The sequence below is a fragment of the Caballeronia sp. GAWG1-1 genome (genome assembly GCF_023631465.1).
Taxonomy (GTDB): Bacteria; Pseudomonadota; Gammaproteobacteria; order Burkholderiales; family Burkholderiaceae; genus Caballeronia.
In genome coordinates this window covers 197,589-220,509 of the sequence record NZ_JALQDB010000029.1, presented here as the reverse complement: position 1 = coordinate 220,509, position 22,921 = coordinate 197,589, and the positions used below count along the sequence as shown (strand labels likewise).

General features: G+C 64.0%; 23 protein-coding genes and 1 riboswitch. Of the genes, 12 read left to right on the top strand and 11 right to left on the bottom strand.

Annotated elements, in window-relative coordinates; translation table 11 throughout:
- Positions 1 to 17 precede the first annotated feature (17 nt).
- On the top strand, positions 18 to 626 hold the full coding sequence (locus tag NCT03_RS19050) for a vWA domain-containing protein (RefSeq protein ID WP_244829498.1): 609 nt from the start codon (positions 18 to 20) through the stop codon (positions 624 to 626).
- 10 nt (positions 627 to 636) lie between these two features.
- Here NCT03_RS19050 and cobJ read toward each other — a convergent pair whose 3' ends face one another.
- The 4 genes from cobJ to cobG are packed head-to-tail and all read right to left on the bottom strand — an operon-like array spanning position 637 to position 4,850.
- Positions 637 to 2,289 carry a precorrin-3B C(17)-methyltransferase gene (gene cobJ, locus NCT03_RS19045; RefSeq protein WP_250493483.1) on the bottom strand — a complete coding sequence of 551 codons (1,653 nt, stop codon included), beginning with the start codon at positions 2,287 to 2,289 and terminating at the stop codon, positions 637 to 639.
- Complete coding sequence (locus NCT03_RS19040) at positions 2,277 to 3,002, bottom strand: precorrin-2 C(20)-methyltransferase (protein ID WP_244829500.1); 726 nt, start codon at positions 3,000 to 3,002, stop codon at positions 2,277 to 2,279. The genes cobJ and NCT03_RS19040 overlap by 13 nt, the downstream gene beginning before the upstream one ends.
- A complete protein-coding gene (locus NCT03_RS19035; RefSeq protein WP_250493482.1) occupies positions 3,002 to 3,628 on the bottom strand; it encodes a precorrin-8X methylmutase in 627 nt (208 codons plus the stop codon). Before NCT03_RS19035 ends, NCT03_RS19040 begins: the two co-directional genes overlap by 1 nt.
- On the bottom strand, positions 3,621 to 4,850 hold the full coding sequence (cobG, locus tag NCT03_RS19030) for a precorrin-3B synthase (RefSeq protein ID WP_250493481.1): 1,230 nt from the start codon (positions 4,848 to 4,850) through the stop codon (positions 3,621 to 3,623). Before cobG ends, NCT03_RS19035 begins: the two co-directional genes overlap by 8 nt.
- Before the next feature lie 103 nt (positions 4,851 to 4,953).
- Positions 4,954 to 5,153, bottom strand: a riboswitch (cobalamin riboswitch).
- 80 nt (positions 5,154 to 5,233) lie between these two features.
- On the opposite strand from cobG, the gene cbiE reads away from it, so the two are divergent.
- The 6 genes from cbiE to NCT03_RS19000 all read left to right on the top strand — a co-directional run bounded on the left by cbiE (position 5,234) and on the right by NCT03_RS19000 (position 9,723).
- Complete coding sequence (gene cbiE, locus NCT03_RS19025) at positions 5,234 to 6,436, top strand: precorrin-6y C5,15-methyltransferase (decarboxylating) subunit CbiE (protein WP_250493480.1); 1,203 nt, start codon at positions 5,234 to 5,236, stop codon at positions 6,434 to 6,436.
- Positions 6,437 to 6,460: 24 nt separating this feature from the next.
- Entirely contained in the window at positions 6,461 to 7,549 is a 1,089-nt protein-coding gene (locus NCT03_RS19020) for a cobalt-precorrin-5B (C(1))-methyltransferase (protein WP_250493650.1), read from the top strand.
- Positions 7,546 to 8,277, top strand: coding sequence for a cobalt-precorrin-6A reductase (locus NCT03_RS19015; protein WP_250493479.1), 732 nt, complete (start codon positions 7,546 to 7,548; stop codon positions 8,275 to 8,277). The genes NCT03_RS19020 and NCT03_RS19015 overlap by 4 nt, the downstream gene beginning before the upstream one ends.
- Complete coding sequence (cobM, locus tag NCT03_RS19010; protein WP_250493478.1) at positions 8,274 to 8,999, top strand: precorrin-4 C(11)-methyltransferase; 726 nt, start codon at positions 8,274 to 8,276, stop codon at positions 8,997 to 8,999. The genes NCT03_RS19015 and cobM overlap by 4 nt, the downstream gene beginning before the upstream one ends.
- A gap of 6 nt (positions 9,000 to 9,005) precedes the next feature.
- Entirely contained in the window at positions 9,006 to 9,404 is a 399-nt protein-coding gene (locus NCT03_RS19005; RefSeq protein ID WP_250493477.1) for a DUF4186 domain-containing protein, read from the top strand.
- 91 nt (positions 9,405 to 9,495) lie between these two features.
- Positions 9,496 to 9,723 (top strand): hypothetical protein, encoded by a 228-nt coding sequence (locus tag NCT03_RS19000; RefSeq protein ID WP_244829508.1) that lies wholly within the window; start codon positions 9,496 to 9,498, stop codon positions 9,721 to 9,723.
- Between the two features lie 19 nt (positions 9,724 to 9,742).
- Here the strand turns inward: NCT03_RS19000 and NCT03_RS18995 are convergent, their stop codons facing one another.
- Entirely contained in the window at positions 9,743 to 10,492 is a 750-nt protein-coding gene (locus tag NCT03_RS18995; protein WP_244829510.1) for a TerC family protein, read from the bottom strand.
- A 310-nt stretch (positions 10,493 to 10,802) separates the two neighbouring features.
- Between NCT03_RS18995 and NCT03_RS18990 the strand changes: the two genes are divergently transcribed.
- From NCT03_RS18990 to NCT03_RS18980, 3 genes are all read left to right on the top strand, one after another.
- On the top strand, positions 10,803 to 11,936 hold the full coding sequence (locus NCT03_RS18990; protein ID WP_250493476.1) for an OpgC domain-containing protein: 1,134 nt from the start codon (positions 10,803 to 10,805) through the stop codon (positions 11,934 to 11,936).
- A 133-nt stretch (positions 11,937 to 12,069) separates the two neighbouring features.
- Complete coding sequence (locus NCT03_RS18985) at positions 12,070 to 12,243, top strand: DUF1328 domain-containing protein (RefSeq protein WP_087628737.1); 174 nt, start codon at positions 12,070 to 12,072, stop codon at positions 12,241 to 12,243.
- 123 nt (positions 12,244 to 12,366) lie between these two features.
- Positions 12,367 to 14,232 carry a sigma-54-dependent Fis family transcriptional regulator gene (locus NCT03_RS18980; RefSeq protein WP_250493475.1) on the top strand — a complete coding sequence of 622 codons (1,866 nt, stop codon included), beginning with the start codon at positions 12,367 to 12,369 and terminating at the stop codon, positions 14,230 to 14,232.
- Positions 14,233 to 14,240: 8 nt separating this feature from the next.
- On the opposite strand, the gene NCT03_RS18975 is transcribed toward NCT03_RS18980, so the two are convergent.
- The 3 genes from NCT03_RS18975 to NCT03_RS18965 form a co-directional block, all read right to left on the bottom strand.
- Positions 14,241 to 15,104, bottom strand: coding sequence for a fimbrial protein (locus NCT03_RS18975; protein ID WP_250493474.1), 864 nt, complete (start codon positions 15,102 to 15,104; stop codon positions 14,241 to 14,243).
- Positions 15,105 to 15,353: 249 nt separating this feature from the next.
- Positions 15,354 to 16,313, bottom strand: coding sequence for an ethanolamine ammonia-lyase subunit EutC (eutC, locus tag NCT03_RS18970; protein WP_250493473.1), 960 nt, complete (start codon positions 16,311 to 16,313; stop codon positions 15,354 to 15,356).
- Positions 16,313 to 17,701, bottom strand: coding sequence for an ethanolamine ammonia-lyase subunit EutB (locus NCT03_RS18965; RefSeq protein ID WP_244829517.1), 1,389 nt, complete (start codon positions 17,699 to 17,701; stop codon positions 16,313 to 16,315). Before NCT03_RS18965 ends, eutC begins: the two co-directional genes overlap by 1 nt.
- A gap of 180 nt (positions 17,702 to 17,881) precedes the next feature.
- Here NCT03_RS18965 and mnmH point away from each other — a divergent pair, with 180 nt between their 5' ends.
- Positions 17,882 to 18,949: a tRNA 2-selenouridine(34) synthase MnmH gene (gene mnmH / locus NCT03_RS18960; RefSeq protein ID WP_250493472.1), complete on the top strand. Its 1,068-nt coding sequence runs from the start codon at positions 17,882 to 17,884 to the stop codon at positions 18,947 to 18,949.
- Between the two features lie 27 nt (positions 18,950 to 18,976).
- Complete coding sequence (locus NCT03_RS18955) at positions 18,977 to 20,032, top strand: permease (protein WP_244829520.1); 1,056 nt, start codon at positions 18,977 to 18,979, stop codon at positions 20,030 to 20,032.
- Positions 20,033 to 20,090: 58 nt separating this feature from the next.
- Here the strand turns inward: NCT03_RS18955 and NCT03_RS18950 are convergent, their stop codons facing one another.
- Genes NCT03_RS18950 through NCT03_RS18940 form a run of 3 tightly spaced genes read right to left on the bottom strand, consistent with a single transcriptional unit; the run spans position 20,091 to position 22,642 of the window.
- Positions 20,091 to 20,252 carry a hypothetical protein gene (locus NCT03_RS18950; protein ID WP_250467195.1) on the bottom strand — a complete coding sequence of 54 codons (162 nt, stop codon included), beginning with the start codon at positions 20,250 to 20,252 and terminating at the stop codon, positions 20,091 to 20,093.
- Positions 20,230 to 21,231 (bottom strand): cytochrome d ubiquinol oxidase subunit II, encoded by a 1,002-nt coding sequence (cydB, locus tag NCT03_RS18945; RefSeq protein WP_250493471.1) that lies wholly within the window; start codon positions 21,229 to 21,231, stop codon positions 20,230 to 20,232. The genes NCT03_RS18950 and cydB overlap by 23 nt, the downstream gene beginning before the upstream one ends.
- A gap of 4 nt (positions 21,232 to 21,235) precedes the next feature.
- The gene (locus tag NCT03_RS18940) at positions 21,236 to 22,642 is read right to left on the bottom strand and encodes a cytochrome ubiquinol oxidase subunit I (RefSeq protein ID WP_244829528.1); all 1,407 of its coding nucleotides are present in this window, start codon (positions 22,640 to 22,642) and stop codon (positions 21,236 to 21,238) included.
- Positions 22,643 to 22,921 lie beyond the last annotated feature (279 nt).

Below are 22,921 nucleotides of genomic sequence, written 5' to 3'. Positions count from 1 at the left end.
CGCGGGCACGCGGTCGCATGACCGGTCGCGAAGGCGATGAAAGCACCACGCTCGACTGGATATCGACGCTACGCGCGAAACGTGCCGAGCGTCTCGATGCACGGCATCTTCGCTATCGACGTGTGCAGGGCGAAGCGGCGTCGTTGCATTGCTTTCTTCTCGATTGCTCGGGATCGATGCTCACGGGTGAACGGCTCGCGCGTGCCAAGGGCTTGTTGATTGCGTTGTTCGATCGGGCTTATCGTGAGCGTGCGGAAATTGCGCTCGTATGTTTCGGTGGCGGGCGTGCGGAAGTGCGTCGTCAGCCGGGCGCCGCGCATTGGTGGAACGAGCGCTGGGTGAGTCCTATCGGTGGCGGTGGTGGCACGCCGCTGGCGTTGGGTCTTTCGAGTGCGCAGACCGTGCTTGCACGAGCCGCGCGTCGAAGACCCGCGCAGCGTCGCTGGCTATGGGTGCTGACCGATGGCCGCACGAACGAGACGCCCGCGCCGCCGCAGTGCGCGGACCGCGTCGTGCTAGTGGACTTCGATGAAGGGCAATTCGGAGTCGGGCAAGCGAGCACGTTGGCGCTACGCTGGGCGGCGGAGTACTTTCATGCGAGCGAACTGAGCGCGGACTTGCGGTAGCCTGCCCGTGTCATTCATACCATCGCGGCGTATAAACCCATGCGCCATCGCCGATCACGCGCGTGGTCGATGATCCGACGATCACCATCGTTCGCATGTCCACCATCGTGCTGTCCAACTCGCCAAGCGTCATGATGCGAAGCGTCTCGCCCGCGCGTCCCACATCGCGCCCGAGCACGACGGGCGTTTTGGCATCGCGATGCTGCTTCACGATTTCGATCGCGCGATCGAATTGCCAGGGCCGTGCCTTCGATAGCGGGTTGTAGAACGCCATGACGAAATCGGCCTGACCCGCATGCGCTATGCGTTTCTCGATGACGCCCCACGGCTTCAGATTATCCGATAGCGACAAAACGCAGAAGTCATGGCCGAGCGGTGCGCCCGCACGCGCCGCCGTGGCAAGCGACGCCGATACGCCCGGCACGATCTCGAGTTTCACGGCATGCCATGACGCGTTTGCTTCCTTGTCGAGTGCTTCAAGCACGGCTGCCGCCATGGCGAACACGCCCGGATCGCCCGACGATACGACCACGACCCTGCGTCCCTCGCTTGCCAGTTCGAACGCATGTCGCGCGCGCTGCAACTCTTCGCGATTGTCCGTCATATGCGCGCGTTGATCGGTGCGAAACGGGCCTGCCATGCGCACGTAGGTTTCGTAACCGAGCACGTCTTCTGCGACATGGAGCGCGGCTTTTGCGGCGGGCGTCATCATCTCGGAGCTGCCTGGACCGAGACCGATCACGGTCAACGTGCCGCGTGCACGGCCTATCGCCTGCGCATCGACGGGCGCGTTCGCGACGTGCAACGCAACGTCGCCGTTATGCGAAACGTCGAAAGGCGGGGCGTCGCTGAAACGCAATGGCACGTCGAGCGCTTGCGCGGCATCGGCGAGACATTGCGATGTCATTGCGTGGGTGGGCGCGACGAGCACAGCGAGTGCGAGCGGCGCGAGGCTTCGTGCTTGAAGTGCCTTGTGTACGCATTCGGCTACATCGCCGTTCGTCGCGTCGTCTTCGATCCATGCAATCACACAACGTGGATGAATCACGAGACTGTGTTCATCGCGGGCGCTTTCGGGCGTGATGCGGATGGCGCGCGACGCATCGTCGGCGCGAGGAAGGGCTGCCTGATCGAGCCACGGCGCGTGGCCTTCCACGCGCGTCGTTGCTCCTCCAAGCAGGTCGGACACGAAGCGCTTGCCGCGTTCGATATCCGCCAGTACGTAGCCTGCGGGCGGCGCGAGCAGACATTGACCGAAGCGTAATTCGCCGCTCGTCGTGATGGCCGGTACGATACCGAGCATCTGGCCGATATCACGCGCAAGCATGTTCACGCCGCTCATGCCGCCGAGCAGCGGCACGACCGCGCTGCCGTCCTGCGCGACAGCGAGCACCGGCGGCTCCGCGCCCTTATCCGCAAGCGACGCTGCCAGCGCGCGAATTACGATGCCTGCTGAACACAGTGCGACGATTGGCGAGCCTGCCGCGTAGAGTGCCCGCACGTGCGCGCCAAAGTCGTCGAAGGAGACGTCCACATTCACGCGACTAGCGAGCCCATGAACGAGCGATCCCGGACGACACGCCTGAATCTTGCGCGCGATAGTCAGCGCACCGTTGCCGAGCACGACGATGGCAAGCGGCTTCGCTAAGTCTATGCGCTCCATTTCGTCCCCGGCACGACCAGCAGCGAGAAGTAGGGCGATGCCATTGGATCGACTTCGTTCAGCGGCACGATGCGTTGATTCGCCATCGTCGCGCGTTCCACATACAACGCGCGTTTGTCGAGCCCGAGTTCCGCCAGCACACGACGCACTTTGTCGAAGTTGCGGCCGAGCTTCATGATGACGGCGGCATCGCTCGTCGCCAGCTTCCGTTTTAGTTCGGCTTCCGAAAGAACGCCCGAAAGCACCGCAAGGCTCTGATTACGATAAACCAGTGGCACGCCAAGCACTGCGACGCCGCCCAGCATCGAACAGACGCCGGGCACGACTTCTGCCTCGAAGCGCGCGGCAAGGCGATCGTGCAGATACATGTACGAGCCGTAGAAAAACGGATCGCCTTCGCAGATCACCGCCACGTCGCGGCCGGCTTCGAGATGATCCGCAATGGCGAGCGCGCATTCATCGTAGAACGCGCTGATAATCGTCTCGTAGCAAAGCGGCGGTTCGAGCGCTTCGGTCGTCACGGGATAGACGAGCGGCAAGCGCGTCTGCGTGTCTTCGAGATGAGATTCGATGATGCCGAACGCGTTGCCCTTCTTCCCCTTCGCGACGAAATACGCGACCACGGGCGCCGCCTTGAGCAGCTTCAACGCCTTCACCGTGATGAGATCGGGATCGCCCGGACCGACGCCCAGACCATGGAGTCTTCCGCTCATCACTCGGCCTCCGATGCGAGCGCATTCACGGCGGCCGCCGCCATCGCGCTGCCACCGCGTCGTCCGAGCAACGCGACGAAAGGAATGCCACGGCTGTCGGCGGCAAGCATGGCTTTCGATTCCGCCGCGCCGATAAAGCCCACAGGAAAGCCGAGGATGAGCGCGGGCTTCGGTGCGCCGTCGTCGATCATGTCGAGTAGATGAAAGAGCGCGGTGGGCGCATTGCCGATTGCGACGATCGCACCCGAAAGATCGGGCCGCCATAGTTCGAGTGCGGCAGCGGAGCGCGTGTTGTGCATCGCACGGGCGCGTTCCGGCACGGAGGCATCGCCGAGCGTGCAGATCACGCGATTATTCGCGGGAAGGCGCGCGCGCGTGATGCCTTCGGCGACCATGCGCGCATCGCAGAGAATGGGCGCGCCGCTCACGAGCGCTTCACGGCCCGCGATACCGGCATCGGACGAGAAGCGCAGGTCATCGACGATATCGATCATGCCGCACGCATGAATCAGCCGCACGGCGAGCTTTTCGAGGTTGGCGGGAATGGCGGCGAGGTCGGCTTCGGCGCGAATCGTCGCGAACGATTGCCGGTAAATCTCCGCACCGTCGCGGATATAGTCAGACATCGGCATGACTCCGGGCGAGCCATGCGGCCGCCTCTTCGATGAGGAGGTTATGGGCGATCACGTGTGTGCCTCGATGCACGTCGTAGCGGCCGGGCGCAACGGCAACGAGCGTGTTTTCGACGGGATGCGCCGCCGCACAAAAGCGCTCGCAGCCGCTCAGATGCGCGTGCGCATGCTCGGGCAGCAAGGCGGCTAATCGATGCGCGTCCGCTTTCGTATCGGCACGGCTTTTCGCGCAGCCCGAAGAACCCGCGCATGCGATCAGACGCGTGAACGGATCGCGTGGATCGGTGGCGAGGCCAAGCGCGCGAAGGGCGTCGACGACATGCGTCATGCGATTCGCGTGCACGTCCGGCAGCAACACGCTTTGCCAGGGCGTCATCACGACGCGTTCTTCGGCGAGATCGGCGATTGCGTGAAGCGTATTAGCATCGAGGCGGCCGAGCGGCGCTTGCGCGCCGACATAGTCCGCATGCGCGCCGAGTCGTAACGTTGCATCGGAAGGCGCGCGACGCCATGACTGAAGTGCGGCGTCGTGCTGTGTTTCGAAGTCGAGGGCATGGAGAAAGCCCGCTATTCCAACGCGTGCGAGCACATCGCGCATGCGGTGTTCTTCCACCGATGCCAGTGCCAGAAACGCCTGCAGCACGGCCAGGATGAAGCGCTTCGCGTCGTCACGCGCAATCGCGCCCGAGGCAGGCGCATGTTCCTCACGATGCGGCATCGATCCTGCAAAGCCGAATGCGAAGCGCGCGCCATTGTCCAGCGCCGAAAGCCAAAGATCGTGCGGATGATCGAGCATCGCAAGCGTTTCGCCATCGTCGATCTGCAACGCGAACTTCGGCGACAACGCGTGCAACGCGGCATCGGCCTGCATGCTTTCGACGATATCCGCTGCAAGCGCACGCGTTCCCGTGCTCGCAAGCGGGCTCAGCATGACGTTTCGGATATCGTCGGCGCCGGCCGTGGTCGGACCGAGGCCCGCCGCGAGCACGATGTCGATGAGTTCCGCGTGGGCATCGTCGCGAATGCCGCGCAGTTGCAGATTGGCGCGATTGGTCACTTCGATCGTGCCGGAACCGCAGCGCTCGGCGGCGTGCGCCACGGCATGCGCGGCTTCGCGACGCAACTCGCCACCGGCAAGACGCACGCGCGCAAGGGCGCCATCGCGTGCGGGCACGATACGCATGAGGCCGGGACAGGCCGAAGACCGAGGGGGCAAGAACGATTCCAAAAGCTCGACCGTATGCTCAAGCGCTTGAGTAGCGAACCGGTACACCCCGCCCGGCAGGCTTCGCGCAATTGCGTTGAATAGCGTTGAATAGCAGTGAATGCTTACGTCGGCAGGTCTCTTGGCTGGCAGGTCGACATTCGCGCTAGCCTTCCCGGTAAAAACCAGTGGCAGTGGAGCGCGGACTCGCTGCGTACAATTGCGGGGGCAGCCACAGTTTTGCTGTGTTCCCTGTTAGGCCATGAGGCTCGATACCGATCGAACCCTTCAGGCACCGACGAACGCGCTATTATGCCCGCTTTTATCGACCATCAGACCGCTTCCCGCCTTGCGCGGGTGCTTCAAACGCGGGATTCGCCCGTAGGAGGCCGCACATGTCGAACTGGCTGACCGTCGTGGGTATCGGCGAGGACGGCTGGCATGGGCTTGGCCGCGAGGCGCGGCGCGCGCTCTTCGAAGCACGGTCGATCCACGGCGGCGAACGTCACCTCGCGTTTCTGCCGGCGCGTATCGCGGCGCGCCGCGTGCCATGGCCAAGCCCGTTTTCCGTCGATGCCGTGCTCGCCGAGCGCGGCGTCCAAACATGCGTGCTTGCGAGCGGCGACCCCATGTTCTTCGGCGTCGGCGCCACGCTTGCGCGCGAATTATCCACGGAAGAAATGCGCGTCATGCCCGCGCCTTCGTCGCTGTCGCTGGCGGCGGCGCGCTTGGGCTGGCCGTTGCAGGACGCGCAATGCGTGTCGCTCGTCGGGCGGCCGGTGGCGTCCCTGCTCGCGCATGTGTTTCGCGGCGGACGTCTGCTCGTCCTGAGCGCCGATGGCGCGACGCCCGCCGCCGTCACGCAGCTTCTCACGCTGCATGGTTTCGGCGCGAGCCGCGTGACGGTGTTCGAGCATCTGGGCGGCACGAATGAACGCCGGTTCGACGAACGTGCGGACGACTGGCGCGAGCCGCGCGTGGCGGCGCTCAATCTCATGGCGATCGAATGCCGCACGCATGCGGGCCACGCGGGGCCATCGCTCACGCCGGGTCTTGCCGACGACGCGTATCGGCACGACGGCCAGCTCACCAAGCGCGATGTACGCGCCGTGACGCTCGCACGTCTCGCGCCGCAACCGGGCGAATTGCTGTGGGATGTCGGCGCGGGTTGCGGGTCCATCGGTATCGAGTGGATGCGCGCGCATCCCGCTTGCCGCGCGATTGCCATCGAAGCGAACGAAGGGCGGCAGCGTCTCATCGAACATAACCGCGATGCGCTCGGCGTGCCTGCGCTGCAACTCGTCAAGGGCGAGGCGCCCGGCGCGCTCGACGGTTTGAGCGCGCCGGATGCCGTGTTCATCGGCGGCGGCGTGACCGTGCCGGGTCTCCTCGATGCGTGCTGGGCGCGCGTGCGGCAGGGCGGTCGGCTGATCGTCAACGCCGTGACCTTGCAGAGCGAAGCGGCGCTCGTTGCATGGCGCGCGGAGCATGGCGGCGAGCTGACGCGGATCGGCATCGCACGGGCCGAGCCGCTCGGCAGTTTCGATACATGGCGGCAAGCGCTGCCGATCACGCTTCTGCACGCGAAGAAGCCATGAGCTCGCCGGCGAATGACCATCCCGATGCGTGACGAAACGCCCGAACAGTCCGCGCCGCTCAGAAGCGGCTACACGACGGGAAGCTGCGCGACCGTGACGAGTCTCGCGGCCGCGCGCCTTTTGTTGCTCGGCGAGCCGAGCGAGCGCGCGGAGATCGTGCTGCCGAAGGGCCAGTCCGTGACCATGCCGCTCGCGTTCTGCCGTCTTGCCGGCGATGCAGCGGAAGCGGGCGTCATCAAGGATGCCGGCGACGATCCCGATGTCACGCATGGCGCGCTCGTCATAGCTCGCGTGCGGCTTGCGGCGCGGCATGGCGTGCGCTTTCACGCGGGACCGGGCGTTGGCACCGTGACGCGCGCGGGCCTTGCGTTGCCGATCGGCGAGCCGGCCATCAACCCCGTTCCCCGCAAAATGATGAGCGAGCATCTCGAAGCACTCGCCACGCGAGCGGGTTATGCGGGCGGTTTCGACGTGAGCATCGGCGTGGAGAATGGCGAGGCGCTTGCGCTCAAGACGATGAATCCGCGGCTCGGCATTATCGGCGGACTGTCGATACTCGGGACCACCGGCATCGTCCGGCCGTTTTCGTGTGCGGCTTATATCGCGTCGATCCATCAGGGGATCGATGTCGCGCGCGCCAATGGCGTGCAACATATCGCGGCGTGCACCGGCAATCAGAGCGAGGACGCCATGCGCGCGCGTTACGGCTTGCCGGATATGGCGCTCATCGAAATGGGCGATTTCGCGGGCGCGGTTTTGAAGCACTTGCGCCGCGCGCCGGTCGAAAAACTCAGTGTTTGCGGCGGCTTCGGCAAACTCAGCAAGCTCGCGGCGGGACATATGGATCTGCACAGCCGCACGTCGAGTATCGACTTGCCGCTTCTCGCCACCTGGGCCGCCGATGCTGGCGCGAGCATCACGTTGCAGCACGCGATTCGCGCGGCCAACACGAGTCAGGAGGCGCTTAAGCTGACGCGTGGCGAAGGCATCGCGCTCGGCGATATCGTCTGCGCGCGGGCCCGCGAAGTGGCGCTCGACGTCGTGCCGCAAGGCATCGTCGTGGAGACTTTCGCCATCGACAGGCAAGGGCAAATCGTCGGGAGCGCGCAATGAAGCGCGTGCTATTGCTCGGCGGCACCGGCGACGCGCTCGTCATCGCGCGCAAGCTGGGCACGTCGCATGTCTACAGTCTCGCGGGGCTCGGGCGTGTGCCGACGGATCTCGCATGTGAGGTTCGCGTCGGCGGTTTTGGCGGCGTGGCGGGTCTGGCAACGTATCTGCGTGAAGATGACATCGCGCTCGTGCTCGATGCCACGCATCCCTACGCCGCGCAGATGAGCCATCATGCACGCGAAGCGTGTACGCTCGTTGGCGTGCCCTTGTGGGCCGTGCGTCGTCCGGCATGGCAGCCGCGAACGGGCGACGTCTGGCGCGAGGCGCGCGATTGGCCAGGCGTCGTCGATGCGATCGCGGCCTATGAAAAGCCGTTATTCACGCTCGGACGCGAGCCGCTTGCGCATCTTGACGAGATACCCGCGTCGCAATTCTGGACGATCCGTTGTCTCGACCCGCACGAAGGCAACGCGCGTGCGCGGATCGTCGATGCGCGCGGGCCGTTCAGTATCGAAGGCGAGCGCGCGTTGTTCGATGCGGCGCGTATTGATGTCGTCGTCAGCAAGAACAGCGGCGGCCGCGCGACCGAAGCGAAGCTCGCGGTGGCGCGCGAACGCGGCTTGCCCGTCGTGATGCTTGCGCGGCCCGCGCTTCCCGAAGCCGATCGCGCGTTCGACGATCCGGCAAGCGCGCTCGATGCACTCACAACCGAACTTCCTCTTCCATGACCGTCTATTTCATCGGCGCCGGACCGGGCGACCCGGAACTCATCACCGTGAAGGGCCAGCGGCTCATCCGCTCGTGTCCGGTGATTCTTTATGCGGGCTCGCTCGTGCCCGACGAAGTGTTGAGCGGGCATCGGGCGACGCGTGTCGTGAACACGGCGGAACTCGATCTCGATGCGATCGTCGCGTTTCTCGAAAACGCGCACGCGCGGGGAGAAGACGTGGCGCGCGTGCATTCCGGCGACCCTTCGCTTTACGGCGCGACAGGCGAGCAGATGCGCCGTCTCGATACGCTCGCGATTCCTTATGAGATCGTGCCGGGCGTGACGGCGACGGCGGCATCGGCGGCGGCGCTCAAACGCGAACTCACCTTGCCGGGCATCTCGCAGACCGTGATTCTCACGCGCTATGCCGCGAAAACGTCGATGCCCGAAGGCGAATCGCTCGCGGATCTGGCGCGTCATCGTGCGACGCTCGCCATTCATCTTGGCGTGCGGCATATCGAGCGTATCGTCGACGATCTGCTGCCGCATTACGGCGCGGATTGTCCTGTCGCCGTGGTGTTTCGCGCGAGTTGGCCGGATGAAACGCGCGTGGAAGGCACGCTTGCGGATATCGCGGTGAAGGTGCGGGCAGTGCGTTTGCAACGCACGGCGCTGATTCTCGTGGGCCGTGTGCTCGACGCCCAGGGTTTCGCCGATTCCACGCTCTACGGTAAGGAATGAAGGTCGATGCGCGATCTCGACGCCGTCTTCGCCTCGCTCGCGAAATCCGCGTTTCGCAGGCGTTTTGCGTTGGGTGTGCGGGAAGGGCGCTATCTGCGCGAACGCGGCGTGGAAGCGGTCGTCGCGCAGGCGCATGAACTGATCGCGAAGCGCCTTGCGCCGCAAGCGCCGCTCAACGATGGCAAGCAGACGCCGTTTCGCGGGCATCCGGTGTTCATCGCGCAGCACGCGACGGCGACGTGCTGCCGCGGTTGTTTGGCGAAATGGCACGGCATCGCGGCGGGCAAGGTACTCGATGAAGCCGAACGTCGGCATGTCGTCGACGCGATCGATCGCTGGCTGCGCGCGCAGCCGTTGCCGGAGATCGCGGTTGTTGAAAAGCGGCAGGGTGAGTTGCCGTTTTGAGGCGTGGCTTATAACGCCCCCGCCGTGCAAGCGCGACGCCACCAGACCTGCTAAGCCTCAAGTCTCCATCGCCAATGCCGATAAGCACGGCATGGACAATTTCGACTTCGGCCCGGCGAAGGGGCCGCTCATCGCATCGATCGTGGCGCCCGCGAAAGCTTTGCTGAGCGCGCACAACGTCATCCGCAAGGCGCGCGGCGAACCGCCATTCACCGACGACGTGAAGGCATTCGCCGCATGGGTCGACCGAGGCGAACCCGAGGAGCCCGCGATGGCGCCGGTTCTATGCCGCCTGATCCGCGACGGCTACACGAGCTGATGCATCAATTCTCGACGCGTCAATTCCGAGCCGGATCGGACTTCCGCTTCGCCCGCCGCGCCAGCATGTTGAGCGCTTCGACGAGCGCGGAGAACGCCATCGCCGCATAGATATAGCCTTTCGGCACGTGCGAGCCGAATCCTTCCGCGATCAGCGTCATCCCGATCACGAGCAAGAAGCCGAGCGCCAGCATCACGATAGTCGGATTGCGTTCGATGAACCGCGACAGCGGCCCCGCCGCGAACAGCATGACCGCGACCGCAGCGATCACGGCAACGAACATGATCGGAATGTGCTCCGTCATGCCGACCGCCGTCACGATGCTGTCGATGGAAAACACCAGATCGAGCAGCAGAATCTGGCCGATCGCCGACAACGGTGTGAGGCGCGCGCCCGCATTCGCGCCAGCGTGATCGTCGGCGTCGTGCGTGACGTGATGGCGGATTTCCGTGGTCGCCTTCCACACGAGAAAGACGCCGCCCGCGATCAGGATCAGATCGCGCCACGAGAAGCCGTGCCCGAACGCCTCGAAGATCGGCGCGGTGAGGCGCACGATCAGCGCGACCGTGCCGAGCAAACCGAGCCGCATTACGAGCGCGAGCCCGATGCCGATGCGTTGCGTGCGCTCCCGATGCGCCTCGGGCAGCTTGTTGGTCAGGATCGAAATGAAGATCAGGTTGTCGATGCCAAGCACCACTTCCATGACGACGAGCGTCGCGAGAGCGGCCCAGGCGGCGGGATCGGTCAACAGTGTGGCGAGGTAGTCCATGCGCGTCGGAAGCCTTTGAGTTGTGCGAAAGCCGCATCGAGTGGATTGAGCGCGTGATATTAACGCAGACTTGGATGAATGAAAGGAACTTGAAAACTTTTCGAGACACCAAGCGGAGGAGACACAGAGATGCGTTGCGAAGTATCAGCGTTTGCGCTCGAAACACAACAAGCGCCGGATTTGAAACGGTTTTTTCCTTATGCGAAGATGCTCACCGCAGACGATTAAGGGTAAACTCTCGGTCTCGTTTGCCGCCGACTGCGGCGCCTGCCCACCCTCCTGCGCGCCGCAGGAAAACTCCTTGAGCAGCATGTCAGGAAAATCTCAACGCCTCGTCGAGCTGGACTTCTTTCGCGGACTCGTGCTGCTCGTCATCGTCGTCGATCACATCGGCGGCAGCATGTTGTCGCGCTTCACGCTGCACGCCTTTGCGCTCAACGACGCCGCCGAAGTCTTCGTGTTCCTCGGCGGCTTCGCCACGGCGACGGCCTATACCGCGATGGCCAGCCGGCGCTCGGAAAGCGCCGCACGCGTGCGTTTTCTCAAGCGCTCGGTCGAAATCTACCGCGCGTTTCTCGTCACTGCCGCGCTGATGCTCGTCGCGACCTTCCTGCTGCGGCCGTTTTTCGGCAGCGCGCCGAATCTGGCGCTGCATGACCTCGACAGTCTCACAGCCGCGCCGGTGTCGTCACTGACGCAGATTCTCACCTTCGAGCGCCAGCCGTATCTTGCCGCCGTCCTGCCGATGTACGCGCTCTTCGCGCTGTCCGTGCCGCTTACGCTGCCGCTCGCGCGCAGCAAGCCGTGGTTGCTGCTCGGTCTGAGCCTCGGCCTGTGGGCGTTTGCGCCGCAAATCGGTGAATACTTGCCATCCGCCAACGACACGCTTTGGGACTTCAATCCCGCCGCCTGGCAACTGATGTTCGTGCTCGGCGTGCTGGCGCGCTGCACGCCGGTTTATCAGCGCGTGACTTCGCATCGCATGGGATGGGTCGTCAGTCTGGGGGCGCTCGCGCTGATCATCGGCATGGCGTATTACAAGCTGCTCGTACTGCCGCCCGTCTTGGATAGCGCGTTCAAGCGTGACCTCGCCGGCGCGCGCGTCGTCAACTTTCTCGCCATTGCGTGGATCGCCACCAATTTTGCGCGCTACGGTCTGATCAAGGAAATCGCATCGCGCCTGCCGTGGGTCGGGGCAGTGGGGCGCGACGGCATGGTGTGCTTCGTCGTCGGCACGGTGATATCGCTCGTCGTCGATTCCATCCTCTTCACGCTGACCGATGGCCTCATCAACGTGCCCGCCGGTCTGGCCGCGGATGCGATTGCCGTAACCACGCTGCTTGCCGTGCCTCAAGTGCATCAAGCGGTCTTGCGATGGCTAGGCGGGCGGCCAAGGACGATTCCGGCTGTGGTTCCTGCTGCCGAGAAAGGCGGGGCGCAGTAAGAAAGGGCGGCTAACAGGCCGCCTTTTTAACGCGCATACGAGCAACTAACGGTCGAGTTCAACGGCAGCTTGAAAGTGATTGGGCACAACCCTTGCAGACAAGGCGAAACCTTAACGATAAACCATCGACGTCATGTTAAAACTTGCCATTCTTTTCGCGGTCATCTCTGTCATCGCCGGCTTCTTCGGTTTCGGACGCGTGTCGTCCGGTGCGGCCGGCATCGCGAAGATTTGCTTCTTCATCTTCCTGATTCTGTTCGTCATCTTCCTGATCGTCGCCATTTCGGCGGGCTCGCTCGTCTTGTAACGACTGCGCGCTTCCTCGCATCGACCCGGTCGCCGGGTCGGTGTTACTCTGCGTCAAGAGACATTCACGCGACGGCACGGGCGCCCGACGACCCCGCCGCGCTGAATTCGAAAGGAGGAGGCGATGCAGCATGCCATCGGCGCGGCGCTTCGGCCCGCGCATCACGACGTAATTCATCAATCGCATGAGCGCTCGGCCACTTTTGGTCTCTCCGCGACCATGCGTCCCGAATACGAAGTCTTGTCCGGCGCGCAACTCGCCTTGAAGCGCGACGAGAGCCGCGCGCTCTTCGCTCACGCGTTGCCGGTGATGGAAACGCTCTACGCGCAGATCGCCAACACGCACAGCATGATCGCGCTCACGGATTCGAGCGGGCTGATTCTGCACTCCCTGGGCGATGACGACTTCCTCGCCCGCGCGCAAAAGGTCGCGCTGCAGGCGGGCGCGGTGTGGAGCGAGGCGCATCAGGGTACGAATGCCATCGGCACGACCATCGCCGAACGGCAGGCCGTCACCGTCCACGGCGATCAGCACTATCTGCGCGCCAACCATTTTCTGACGTGTTCGTCGGTGCCGATTCTCGATCCGCGCGGCGGCCTGAGCGGCGTACTCGATGTCACCGGCGACCGCCGCGGCTATCACCAGCACACGATGGCGCTCGTCAAAATGTCCGGCCAGATGATCGAGAACCGCCTGATCGCAAGCGCGTTCGGCGACGGTCTGCGAATTCATTTTCATAGCCGCCCGGAATTCATCGGCACGTTGATGGAAGGCATCGCCGTATTCGATCTCGATGGCCGGCTTCTGAGCGCCAATCGCAGCGCGCAGTTTCAACTCGGACTGGAGCTTGGGCATCTGCGCGTGCAGACGCTGGCATCGCTATTCGGTGCGACTCCCGACGAACTGATCGAGCGGGCCGGCAAGCCGCCGCGCCGCCTTCAGCTGCATAGCGGCGTCGGCGTGTTCGCGGGCGTCGAATATCGCGAGCGCACGGTCGCGCCGGTCGCGGTGCCAGTCAGAACGAATGCGCCCGTTGAAAGCAAGACGCCGTCGCGTCTCGCTGATCTCTGTACGGGCGATGCGCGCGTGTACGAACTCATCCAGCAAGTCAGGAAAGTGGTCGGCAAGGAGATTCCTATCCTGATCGGCGGCGAGACCGGCGCGGGCAAGGAGATGCTGGCGCGCGCCATTCATCGCGATTCGCCACGGCGCGATGGACCGTTCGTCGCGGTGAACTGTGCGTCGTTGCCGGAGACGCTGATCGAATCCGAGCTATTTGGCTATGCGCAGGGCGCGTTCACCGGCGCGGCCAAGCGCGGTGCGTCGGGCAAGATCGTGCAGGCGAACGGCGGCACGCTCTTTCTCGATGAAATCGGCGACATGCCGCTCGCGCTTCAAAGCCGGCTCTTGCGCGTGCTGCAAGAGCGCGTGGTCGAGCCGCTCGGCGCGGCGCGCGCCGTGCCGGTCGACTTCACGCTGGTCTGCGCGAGCAACCGCAAGTTGCGCGAGCAGGTTGCGAAGGGCGAGTTTCGCGAGGACCTGTTTTATCGCGTGAACGGCCTGGCTGTAACCTTGCCGCCGCTGCGCGAGCGCACCGATTTGCGAGCGGCCGTCGAGCGCATCTTGCGCCACGAGTGTCTTGCGGACCGCGTGTTGAGCGTCGACGAAGACGTGCTGGCGCTGTTTGCACGGCATCGCTGGCCGGGTAATTTCCGGCAGTTGAGCAATGTGCTGCGCACGGCATCGGCGATGCTCGATGATGACGAAACGCGCATCGGCGTGACGCATCTACCGCGCGATTTCATCGATGATTTCGAGGCTCCCGTTCGCGACGAACCGAGCGCTGCTCCCGCTGGCGATGCGCGGCTCGCGGATATCGCCGCGAGCGTGGTTGCGGCGGCGCTGGAGTCGCATGGCGGCAATGTGTCGGCGACGGCGCGGGCGCTGGGTGTGTCGCGGACGACGGTTTATCGGAAGTTGCGGCGATAGCGCTCTTGTCACTGATACGACATGGTGAAGAGTGCCTTGCCGCTGACTCGGCCCATTTGCAGAGTCGCCGCGGTGCGCACGTACTGCGCGATAAGCGGAACGGTCATCGCGCCGCCGCTGGCTGTTCCCACGCTCCACTGGTTCGACGTTCCCGCGAGCGGCGATGCCGGTCCATAGGAGACTGGGCTGGAACCGAACAGCACGCGAAGCCCTACACCTGACGCAGCCGAATCGCCACCGATCGTCAGAATATTCGATTGATTGGCAGGGTTGAGCGCGTCGGTGAGTGTCACGTTCACCTTGGCCCCCGCGGCACAATTCAGACCGAGGGAAAAGGCGGTGTTACCCGCTGTCGCGCCGACGCTCGGCAAGTCCGACGGCGCGACTTTCTGCATCGTCACGGTGACCGCTGGCGTGGTAACGCTGCAGGCCTGACCGGTCACCATAGTGCCGGTGACGAGCGTCTCCGTGACGGTCAACGTATTAATGCAAGGGCCAGTGAAACTGATGGTCATGGAAGGCATAATGGTGATCGTTCCGCCACTGATCGGTCCGGTCACGACCAGATCGGCGCGCACGTAGTGGGCCGTGCTGCCGCTCGTGACCGTAAAGGAACTGGTGGTCGGTGCCTGCTCCCAGCCCCCGTTCCAGCCGCTCGTGATATAGAACCTCACGCCTATGCCGTCGACGTTCGTCTGATAGGTTTTCGGATTGCCTGCGACCACGGTGCCGTTGACGGTGGTGTTTTGCTGGATCGTGCACGTGACATTGGATGCCGACGCGCCGGGATTCTGCGACGTGCTGTTGAGTATCGTGCCCACAGCCGCGTCACGCCCGATCGAGAGCGAACCGGGAAATGACATCGGTGTCATGGAGCCATTTGGAAACGTGATCGTGTCGCCGAAAGCGCAAGTACCCGTGAGCAGCAGCCAAAGCGCGAGAAGTCGCGTGATCGCGGGGTATGGAGAATGGCCAAGCCGGTGCGCGGACGATATCCGCCGAGAACCGGTCCGAAGGTTTTTCATGCGAAGCATGACTTGAGCATAGTGGCCCGCCACGCGAATTGCGAACGCTCGCGAGGCAATGCAAGTGCGCGCGAAACGACGGTGGCGATCGTGCCGTTACGCGTGATGATCCAGCGAACTTGCATCGCCCGCGGCAGACGGCAGCGCGCCGCTATGATCCTTGAGGCCCACGCCGGTCAGCTTCAGGCGGCGCGCTTCGTTCAGCAGCCAGTGCAGCTTGAACGCGGCCGCATCGTAGTTCAATCCCTCGGGCCGCACGTTCGAGATGCAGTTGCGCTCGGCGTCGTGACGACCTGGCCTCGGCGCAAAAGTCACGTAGAGCCCGAGGCTGTCGGGCGAACTGAGGCCCGGCCGCTCGCCAATCATCACCACGACGATGCGCCCTCCCAGCAACTCGCCGATCGGGTCGCCGAGCGCGACACGCGCCTGTGTCGCGATGACGACCGGCGCGACTTTCCAGCCATCGAGCTTCGGACGCATGCGGGCGAGAAACGCGGCGGCGTGTCGCTGCGCGGCGAAAGCCGAGAGGCCATCGGCGGCGACGAAAACAATATCGGGCGCCGCTTCTGTTCGTGCGGCATGTTCGGCAAGGCGGGCGCGGCTGGCATCGTCGAGTGCGCGGCCCAGGTCGGGACGCCGCAAATAGTGATCGCGATCCGGCGCGGCGCTTGCCGCTTCGAGCGTGTCGAAGCCGGCTGCATGTAGTTCCGCGGCGAGCGCGGCGGTATCGAGCGGCTGATGCACGGCGTCGCGCGCTTGCGCATGCGCCAGGCCGAAGGCGAGCAGCGGCGCGGTTGGCAAACTGTCGCCGGTGCGTCCCAGAGCAATGCGCGCGTTGGTGAAGCGCTTGAGCGCATCCCAGGGATTGGTTTCGATGCCGTTGGTGGAGCTCGAACCACTGGCAAATGCACTCGCGCGAACGCTGTCGCCCTCGTGCTTCGGCGCGCCAGTGTGCAAGCCCGCCATGTCGCGTCTTTGCACCGACGCGTCCGCGCGCTCATCGACGCGGCCCTCGCGCGCCGATGCATCCACGCTCCGCTTATCGATCTCATCCATCACGCATCGATCCAGTCGAGCAACGGCTGTCCCTGCGCGCTGCCGGATGCCGACAGCAAGCCGCCACGTCCATCCGTCACGCGCATTTTTTGCAGCCACGCTTCGAATTCCGGCGCGCGCTTCAGGTTCAGCACGCGGCGAATATAAAGCGCGTCATGGAACGACGTGCTCTGATAGTTCAGCATGACATCGTCCGCGCCCGGCACGCCCATGATGAAGTTCACGTTGGCCACGCCCAGCAGCGTCAGAAGCGTGTCCATGTCGTCCTGATCGGCTTCGGCGTGGTTCGTGTAGCAGATGTCGCAACCCATCGGCACGCCGAGCAGCTTGCCGCAAAAGTGATCTTCGAGGCCGGCGCGGATGATCTGCCGGCCATCGTATAAATATTCCGGACCGATGAAACCGACCACCGTGTTCGTCAGAAGCGGCTTGAAACGGCGCGCGACCGCATAGGCGCGCGCCTCGCAGGTCTGCTGATCGACGCCATGATGCGCATTGGCCGACAACGCGCTGCCCTGGCCCGTCTCGAAGTACATCACGTTGTCGCCGACCGTACCGCGACCGAGCGACAGCGCGGCATCGTGTGCTTCCTCCAACAGCTTGAGCGATACACCGAAACTCGCGTTGGCGCGCTCGGTGCCCGCGACCGACTGGAACACGAGATCCACCGGCGCGCCTTGCTCGATTGCCGCGAGCGTGTTGGTGACGTGAGTCAGCACGCACGATTGCATCGGCACGTCGTAGCGCTGGCGGAAATCGTCCATCATCGTGAGCAGCGCCGTGATGGCGGCAGGCGAATCCGACGCCGGATTGATGCCGATCACCGCGTCGCCGCAGCCGTAGAAAAGGCCGTCGAGCATGGACGCGGCGATGCCTTTCGGATCGTCGGTCGGATGGTTCGGCTGCAGCCGAACCGAAAGATGCCCCGGCAAGCCGATGGTCGTGCGAAACCGCGTGATCACCGGACGCTTGCGCGCGGCGAGGATCAGGTCCTGATTGCGCATGAGCTTGGAAACGGCTGCGACCATTTCCGGCGTGAGGCCCGCGGTGACGCCTTCGAGCGCGGCGGTGTCCGTGGTGTCGGCGAGCAGCCATTCGCGGAACTCGCCGACGGTGAGATGCGCGATGGGCGCGAAGGCATGCGCGTCATGGGTATCGACGATCAGGCGCGTGACTTCATCGTGCTCGTAGGGAATGAGCGGTTCGTCGAGAAACGCGCGCAGCGGCACCTGTGCAAGCGCGAGTTTTGCGGCGATGCGCTCTTCTTCCGTCGCCGCCGCGAGGCCCGCGAGTTCGTCGCCCGAACGACGCGGACTCGCGCGCGCGAGCAGCGTTTTCAGATCGTCGAAACGGTAGCGCCGTGCGCCGATCGTCTCCTGATATGTCATCGCGTCTCCTTCGTTCAAGGGAAAGCCGCCACGTCTTCCGTACGTGCCGCCACTCACTTTAACCGCTTCGCGCAGCGCCCGCGCCTCGTCAAAAAAGCCCCCCGCGCCGAAATCCGCGCCCGTGCGATAATTTCGCGCTTGTCCCGCCTCTTGCGTTGCGCCCGTGCAGCGTCATCGCCCGTGAAAAATCTCCTCGTGAACCTCGACCGTATCGGCGCTTTCGACGAAATCGTCGATGTCCGCACGCCGCTCGAATACGCCGACGATCACATCCCCGGCGCCCTCAACGCGCCGGTGCTGACGAACGAGGAGCGCGTGATCGTCGGGACCATGTACAAGCAGGTTTCGCCTTTCGAAGCCACGCGCGTCGGCGCCGCCATGGTCGCGCGCAATATCGCGCGACATCTGGATACGCTCTTTTCCGACCGGCCGCGCAACTGGCGCCCGCTCATTTATTGCTGGCGCGGCGGCAAGCGCTCCGGCTCGATGACGACCTGGTTCAACATGATCGGCTGGCAGGCGCGTCAACTGGAAGGCGGCTACAAGACTTATCGGCGCGAAGTGCTCGATTCCCTCGTCACGCTGCCGTGCCGTTTTCGTTACGTCGCGCTGACGGGCCACACCGGCAGCGGCAAGACGCGTCTGTTGCACGCGCTCGATCAGGCCGGCGCGCAAACGCTGGATCTGGAAGGGCTCGCGGCACATCGCGGTTCGTTGCTCGGCGCGTTGCCGGGACAGACGCAGCCTTCGCAGAAGGCGTTCGAGTCGGCGCTCGTGAGTGCGTTGCGTGGTTTCGATGCGGCCAAGCCCGTGTATATCGAAGCGGAAGGGCGGCGCATCGGCGCGCTTTCGGTGCCGGATGCATTGCTGGACGGTCTGCATGGCGCGGCGTGCGTGGAAGTGGAGGCGCGCCGCGAAGATCGCATCGCGTTTCTGTTGCAGGACTACGCGCATCTTTTCGACAATCCCGCGTTCTTCAAGTCGCAACTGGCGCGACTCATCGGGCTGCATAGCCGCGAGCGCGTGGAGCGCTGGCATCGGCTGATCGATGAAAACGCGCGCGCCGAGCTGTTCGCGGAACTCATCGACCGTCATTACGATCCCGCGTATGGCCGCAGCAGCCGCGCGCTTTATACGCATCTGGCAAAGGCGTCCCACATGACCTTCCGGCCCAACGATGCCGACAGCGTCGCGCAGGCCGAGGCGCTTCTCGCGCAATTGGCGCAGACATCGCCCGCGGCGAACTGAGATTAATCTTCATCATTCGAGTCAAACATGAATACTCACGCGCCCCGACCCCCTCGCATCGCGCCCGGCTGGATCGTTTTTCTGCTGATCGCGGTCGTCGGTCTCTTCTATGTCAAATGGTTTCCGTACTACAACCGCGCGTTCGTGGCGGCGAGTCAGCATTCCATCGGCAAGTCCATTTTGATGGGCGCGTCCGCGAGTGCGCCGGCACCGTCGTGGCAAGCGGCGCTCGACTATGCCATGGCTTACGGCAAGGCCATCTGGCAGGCGATGGTGCTCGGCCTGTTGCTCGGTTCGGCGGTGCAGGCGTTGATTCCGCCGCGCTGGGTCGCGCGTGCGCTCGGCGAACGAAACTTCGGCAGCGTGTTGAATGGCGGCTTGATGTCCTTGCCCGGCATGATGTGCACGTGCTGCGCGGCGCCGGTCGTGGCGGGCTTGCGCGCGCGGGAAGCGGCGCCGGGCGCGGCGGTCGCGTTCTGGCTCGGCAACACGGTGCTCAATCCGGCGGCGCTGGTGTTCATGGGCTTCGTGCTCGGCTGGCAATGGACCGGGCTGCGCCTCGTGCTCGGTGTGCTGATGGTGTTCGGGTTGGGTTACGCGGTCAATCGCATGGTGACGCCCGCGCAGGCGGCGCAATCGCGCGAGGCGCTTGCAAACCTCGTCAAGGAAGATGAGCCGGGCACGGCGTTTTCGCGCTGGTTGCGCATTCTCGGGCGCATGACGTTGCGGCTCGTGCCGGAGTACATCGTGCTGGTGTTGTTGCTGGGCGCGGCGCGCGCGTGGCTGTTTCCGCATATCGGACCGAATATCGACGACAGCATGCTGTGGATCGTCGCATTCGCGATTGCGGGCACGTTGTTCGTCATTCCGACGGCAGGCGAAGTGCCGATCATTCAGGCGATGCTTTCGCTCGGCATGGCTGCCGGCCCAGCAGGCGCGTTGCTGATGACCTTGCCGCCCGTCAGCGTGCCCTCGCTCGCCATGCTCGCGCGCTCGTTCCCGCCGAAGGTGCTCGCGTTCGTCACGGCGGCGGTGGTCGTGTTCGGGGTAGTGAGTGGGGCGGTGGCGGCCTGGTGGTTTTGAGCAGACGGGCTCGGGCGCTCAACGACGATCGCCGTCGTGAGCGCCTTGCCCAGCGGCATCAATGCAACGCCGCTCCCGCCTTGATCAACAACTTGAACGGCAAAGCCAGCAGCATCGCGCCGCCCACACCTGTCACCCAAAGCGCGACGAACCAGAAGACCTTCTTCGCGCGCATCATCGCAATAGAGCCGCCGCGTTCAGTGATAGTGATGTTCGCCATGACGCACCTTTCCTCTGAATACCCAATAACTCAGCATGGTGTAACCCAGGATCACCGGCAAAATAACCGCCGCGCCGACAATCGTGAATAGCTGCGAGGAACGCGGCGAAGCGGCATCCCAAAGCGACACGCCCGGAAAAATCTCCTGCGGCGAAATGCTCGCAACCAATCCCGCGTAACCCAGCAACATGAAGCCGAGCGCCACCGCGAACGGCCGCGTTTCGTGCCGCGAACGGATCGAGCGATGCATCGCCCAAGCACAGGCCACGACTAGCGCCGGCACCGGCAGCATCCGATAAAACCACGGCGAGTCGAACCAGCGCGATGCAATGCCCGCGTCCTGCAGCGGCGTCCACACGCTCACCACGACAATCGTTGCAAGCTGCAGCAGCGTCAACGGCCATACGACGCGATACAGCCGTCGCTGCAAATCGCCTTCGGTCTTCGCGATCAGCCAGCATGCGCCGAGCAGGGCGTAAGTCACGACGAGCGCGCCGCCCGTGAACAGCGAAAACGGCGTGAACCAGCCGAAGGCGTCGCCGGCGAAGCGGCCTTCGGCGACGGGGATGCCATCGAGAAACGCGCCGAGCGCCACGCCTTGAAAGAACGTCGCGCCCGCCGATCCGCCGATGAACGCAAGATCCCACATGGACTTCGTGCGCGACGCCTTGGCGCGAATCTCGAACGACACGCCGCGAAAGATCAGGCACACGAGCATCAGCACGAGCGGCAGATAGAGCGCGGAAAGCACGGTGGAGTAGACCATCGGGAACGCGGCGAAGAGGCCCGCGCCGCCCAGCACGAGCCACGTTTCGTTGCCGTCCCACACGGGCGCGACGGTGTTCATCATCACGTCGCGGTCGTGCTGGTCGGGAAAGAAGGGAAACAGGATGCCGATGCCCAGATCGAAGCCATCGAGCACGACGTAGAGGAAGAGGCCCAGTGCGATGATCGCGGCCCACGCGACGGTGAGGTCCATATGTTCAAGCTCCTTCGATGGACTGATGCGGAAGACTCATCGGACGGCGCGCGGTGCCATCGGACGAATCGGGCGTATGAGACGGCGCGCCCGGCAACGCCGGCCCATGACGCAACAACTTCAGCAAGTAGTAGATGCCGGTGCCGAAGACGATCGTGTAGACGATCACGAACGCGAGCAGCGAAACGCCGACCTGTTGCGCGGTGACGGGCGAGACGGCGTCGGCCGTGCGCATCACGCCATAGACCACCCACGGTTGACGGCCCGCCTCGGTCGTGACCCAGCCCGCGAGCAACGTGATGAAACCGCTCGGACCCATGATCAGCACGAAGCGATGGAACCAGCGCGCATCGAATAATTTGCGCTTGCGATGCAGCAGCCAACCGGCGATGGACATGAGGATCATCAAGACGCCGAGTCCCGCCATCACGCGAAAACTCCAGAACACGATGGTCGAATTCGGCCGCTCGTCTTTCGGGAACGTCTTGAGGCCGCGAATCTCGCCGTTCCAGCTATGCGTGAGGATCACGCTGCCGAGATGCGGAATCTGCACGGCGTACTTCGTCGTTTCCGCTTCCATGTCCGGAATGCCGAAGAGATTGAGCGCGGTGCCGCCTTTCTCCGTTTCCCAGATACCTTCGATAGCCGCGATCTTCGCCGGCTGATACTTGCGCGTGTTGAGACCGTGCGCGTCGCCGACGAAAGCCTGGATCGGCGTCAGGACCAGCAGCAGCCAGAGCGCCATCGAAAAAGTCTTTCTGATGGCCGGATCGCGTCGGCCCTTCAGCAGATGCCACGCGCCCGTCGCGGCCACGACCAGCGCCGCGACGATGAACGCCGCAATCGCCATATGCGCGAGCCGGTACGGAAACGACGGGTTGAAGATGATCGCGAACCAGTCCACCGGCACGACGTGATCGCCTTCGATGCGAAAACCTTGCGGGGTCTGCATCCAGCTATTGGACGCAAGAATCCAGAAAGTCGAGATGAGCGTGCCGATGGCCACCATCAAGGTGGCGCCGAAGTGCGCTTTCGGGCCGACCTTGTTCCAACCGAACAGCATGATGCCGAGGAAGCCAGCTTCGAGGAAGAACGCGGTCATCACCTCGTAGGTGAGCAAGGGACCCGTGATCGGACCGGCGAAGCTCGAAAAGCCGCCCCAGTTGGTGCCGAATTCGTAAGCCATCACGACGCCCGACACCACGCCCATGCCGAACGCGACAGCAAAAACCTTCGACCAGAAAAGGCACAGTTCTTTGTAGACGGGTTTGCCGGTCTTAAGCCACGCGCCTTCTAGCACGGCGATGAAGCTTGCAAGTCCGATGGAAAGCGCGGGAAAGATGATATGAAACGAGACAGTGAACGCGAACTGGATACGCGCCAGGTCGATTGCTTCGGGAGTCGCATGCATGATGACTTTTGCTTTGAAATTCACGCGTGCCGTATTGCAACGTGCGGCATGCGCGGGTTGAAACGTCGGTAATGCTGGAGCGGACTGTAGCGCCATTTATGCGTCTCTGTTGCGCTGCGTCAGAAAACGCGCGTTGCGCGCAAATGCCGCGGTTTGAAGGGTTTAGCGAGGCTAATGGCTTGAAAGCGTGCTGTTTTTGGTATGGAGGATGACTCGTCGAGAGCAGGAATGCGGGCTGCTTTACGCGACAATCGACCGCACTGCATCAAGACTCGTCCG

What these genes read in the sequence shown, in the direction of transcription:
- NCT03_RS19050 (WP_244829498.1), top strand. Translation starts at nt 18, where the DNA reads ATGACCGGTCGCGAAGGCGATGAAAGCACCACGCTCGACTGGATATCG.
- cobJ (WP_250493483.1), bottom strand. Translation starts at nt 2,289, where the DNA reads ATGGAGCGCATAGACTTAGCGAAGCCGCTTGCCATCGTCGTGCTCGGC.
- NCT03_RS19040 (WP_244829500.1), bottom strand. Translation starts at nt 3,002, where the DNA reads ATGAGCGGAAGACTCCATGGTCTGGGCGTCGGTCCGGGCGATCCCGAT.
- NCT03_RS19035 (WP_250493482.1), bottom strand. Translation starts at nt 3,628, where the DNA reads ATGTCTGACTATATCCGCGACGGTGCGGAGATTTACCGGCAATCGTTC.
- cbiE (WP_250493480.1), top strand. Translation starts at nt 5,234, where the DNA reads ATGTCGAACTGGCTGACCGTCGTGGGTATCGGCGAGGACGGCTGGCAT.
- NCT03_RS19020 (WP_250493650.1), top strand. Translation starts at nt 6,461, where the DNA reads ATGCGTGACGAAACGCCCGAACAGTCCGCGCCGCTCAGAAGCGGCTAC.
- NCT03_RS19015 (WP_250493479.1), top strand. Translation starts at nt 7,546, where the DNA reads ATGAAGCGCGTGCTATTGCTCGGCGGCACCGGCGACGCGCTCGTCATC.
- cobM (WP_250493478.1), top strand. Translation starts at nt 8,274, where the DNA reads ATGACCGTCTATTTCATCGGCGCCGGACCGGGCGACCCGGAACTCATC.
- NCT03_RS19005 (WP_250493477.1), top strand. Translation starts at nt 9,006, where the DNA reads ATGCGCGATCTCGACGCCGTCTTCGCCTCGCTCGCGAAATCCGCGTTT.
- NCT03_RS19000 (WP_244829508.1), top strand. Translation starts at nt 9,496, where the DNA reads ATGGACAATTTCGACTTCGGCCCGGCGAAGGGGCCGCTCATCGCATCG.
- NCT03_RS18995 (WP_244829510.1), bottom strand. Translation starts at nt 10,492, where the DNA reads ATGGACTACCTCGCCACACTGTTGACCGATCCCGCCGCCTGGGCCGCT.
- NCT03_RS18990 (WP_250493476.1), top strand. Translation starts at nt 10,803, where the DNA reads ATGTCAGGAAAATCTCAACGCCTCGTCGAGCTGGACTTCTTTCGCGGA.
- NCT03_RS18985 (WP_087628737.1), top strand. Translation starts at nt 12,070, where the DNA reads ATGTTAAAACTTGCCATTCTTTTCGCGGTCATCTCTGTCATCGCCGGC.
- NCT03_RS18980 (WP_250493475.1), top strand. Translation starts at nt 12,367, where the DNA reads ATGCAGCATGCCATCGGCGCGGCGCTTCGGCCCGCGCATCACGACGTA.
- NCT03_RS18975 (WP_250493474.1), bottom strand. Translation starts at nt 15,104, where the DNA reads ATGACACCGATGTCATTTCCCGGTTCGCTCTCGATCGGGCGTGACGCG.
- eutC (WP_250493473.1), bottom strand. Translation starts at nt 16,313, where the DNA reads ATGGATGAGATCGATAAGCGGAGCGTGGATGCATCGGCGCGCGAGGGC.
- NCT03_RS18965 (WP_244829517.1), bottom strand. Translation starts at nt 17,701, where the DNA reads ATGACATATCAGGAGACGATCGGCGCACGGCGCTACCGTTTCGACGAT.
- NCT03_RS18955 (WP_244829520.1), top strand. Translation starts at nt 18,977, where the DNA reads ATGAATACTCACGCGCCCCGACCCCCTCGCATCGCGCCCGGCTGGATC.
- NCT03_RS18950 (WP_250467195.1), bottom strand. Translation starts at nt 20,252, where the DNA reads ATGGCGAACATCACTATCACTGAACGCGGCGGCTCTATTGCGATGATG.
- cydB (WP_250493471.1), bottom strand. Translation starts at nt 21,231, where the DNA reads ATGGACCTCACCGTCGCGTGGGCCGCGATCATCGCACTGGGCCTCTTC.
- NCT03_RS18940 (WP_244829528.1), bottom strand. Translation starts at nt 22,642, where the DNA reads ATGCATGCGACTCCCGAAGCAATCGACCTGGCGCGTATCCAGTTCGCG.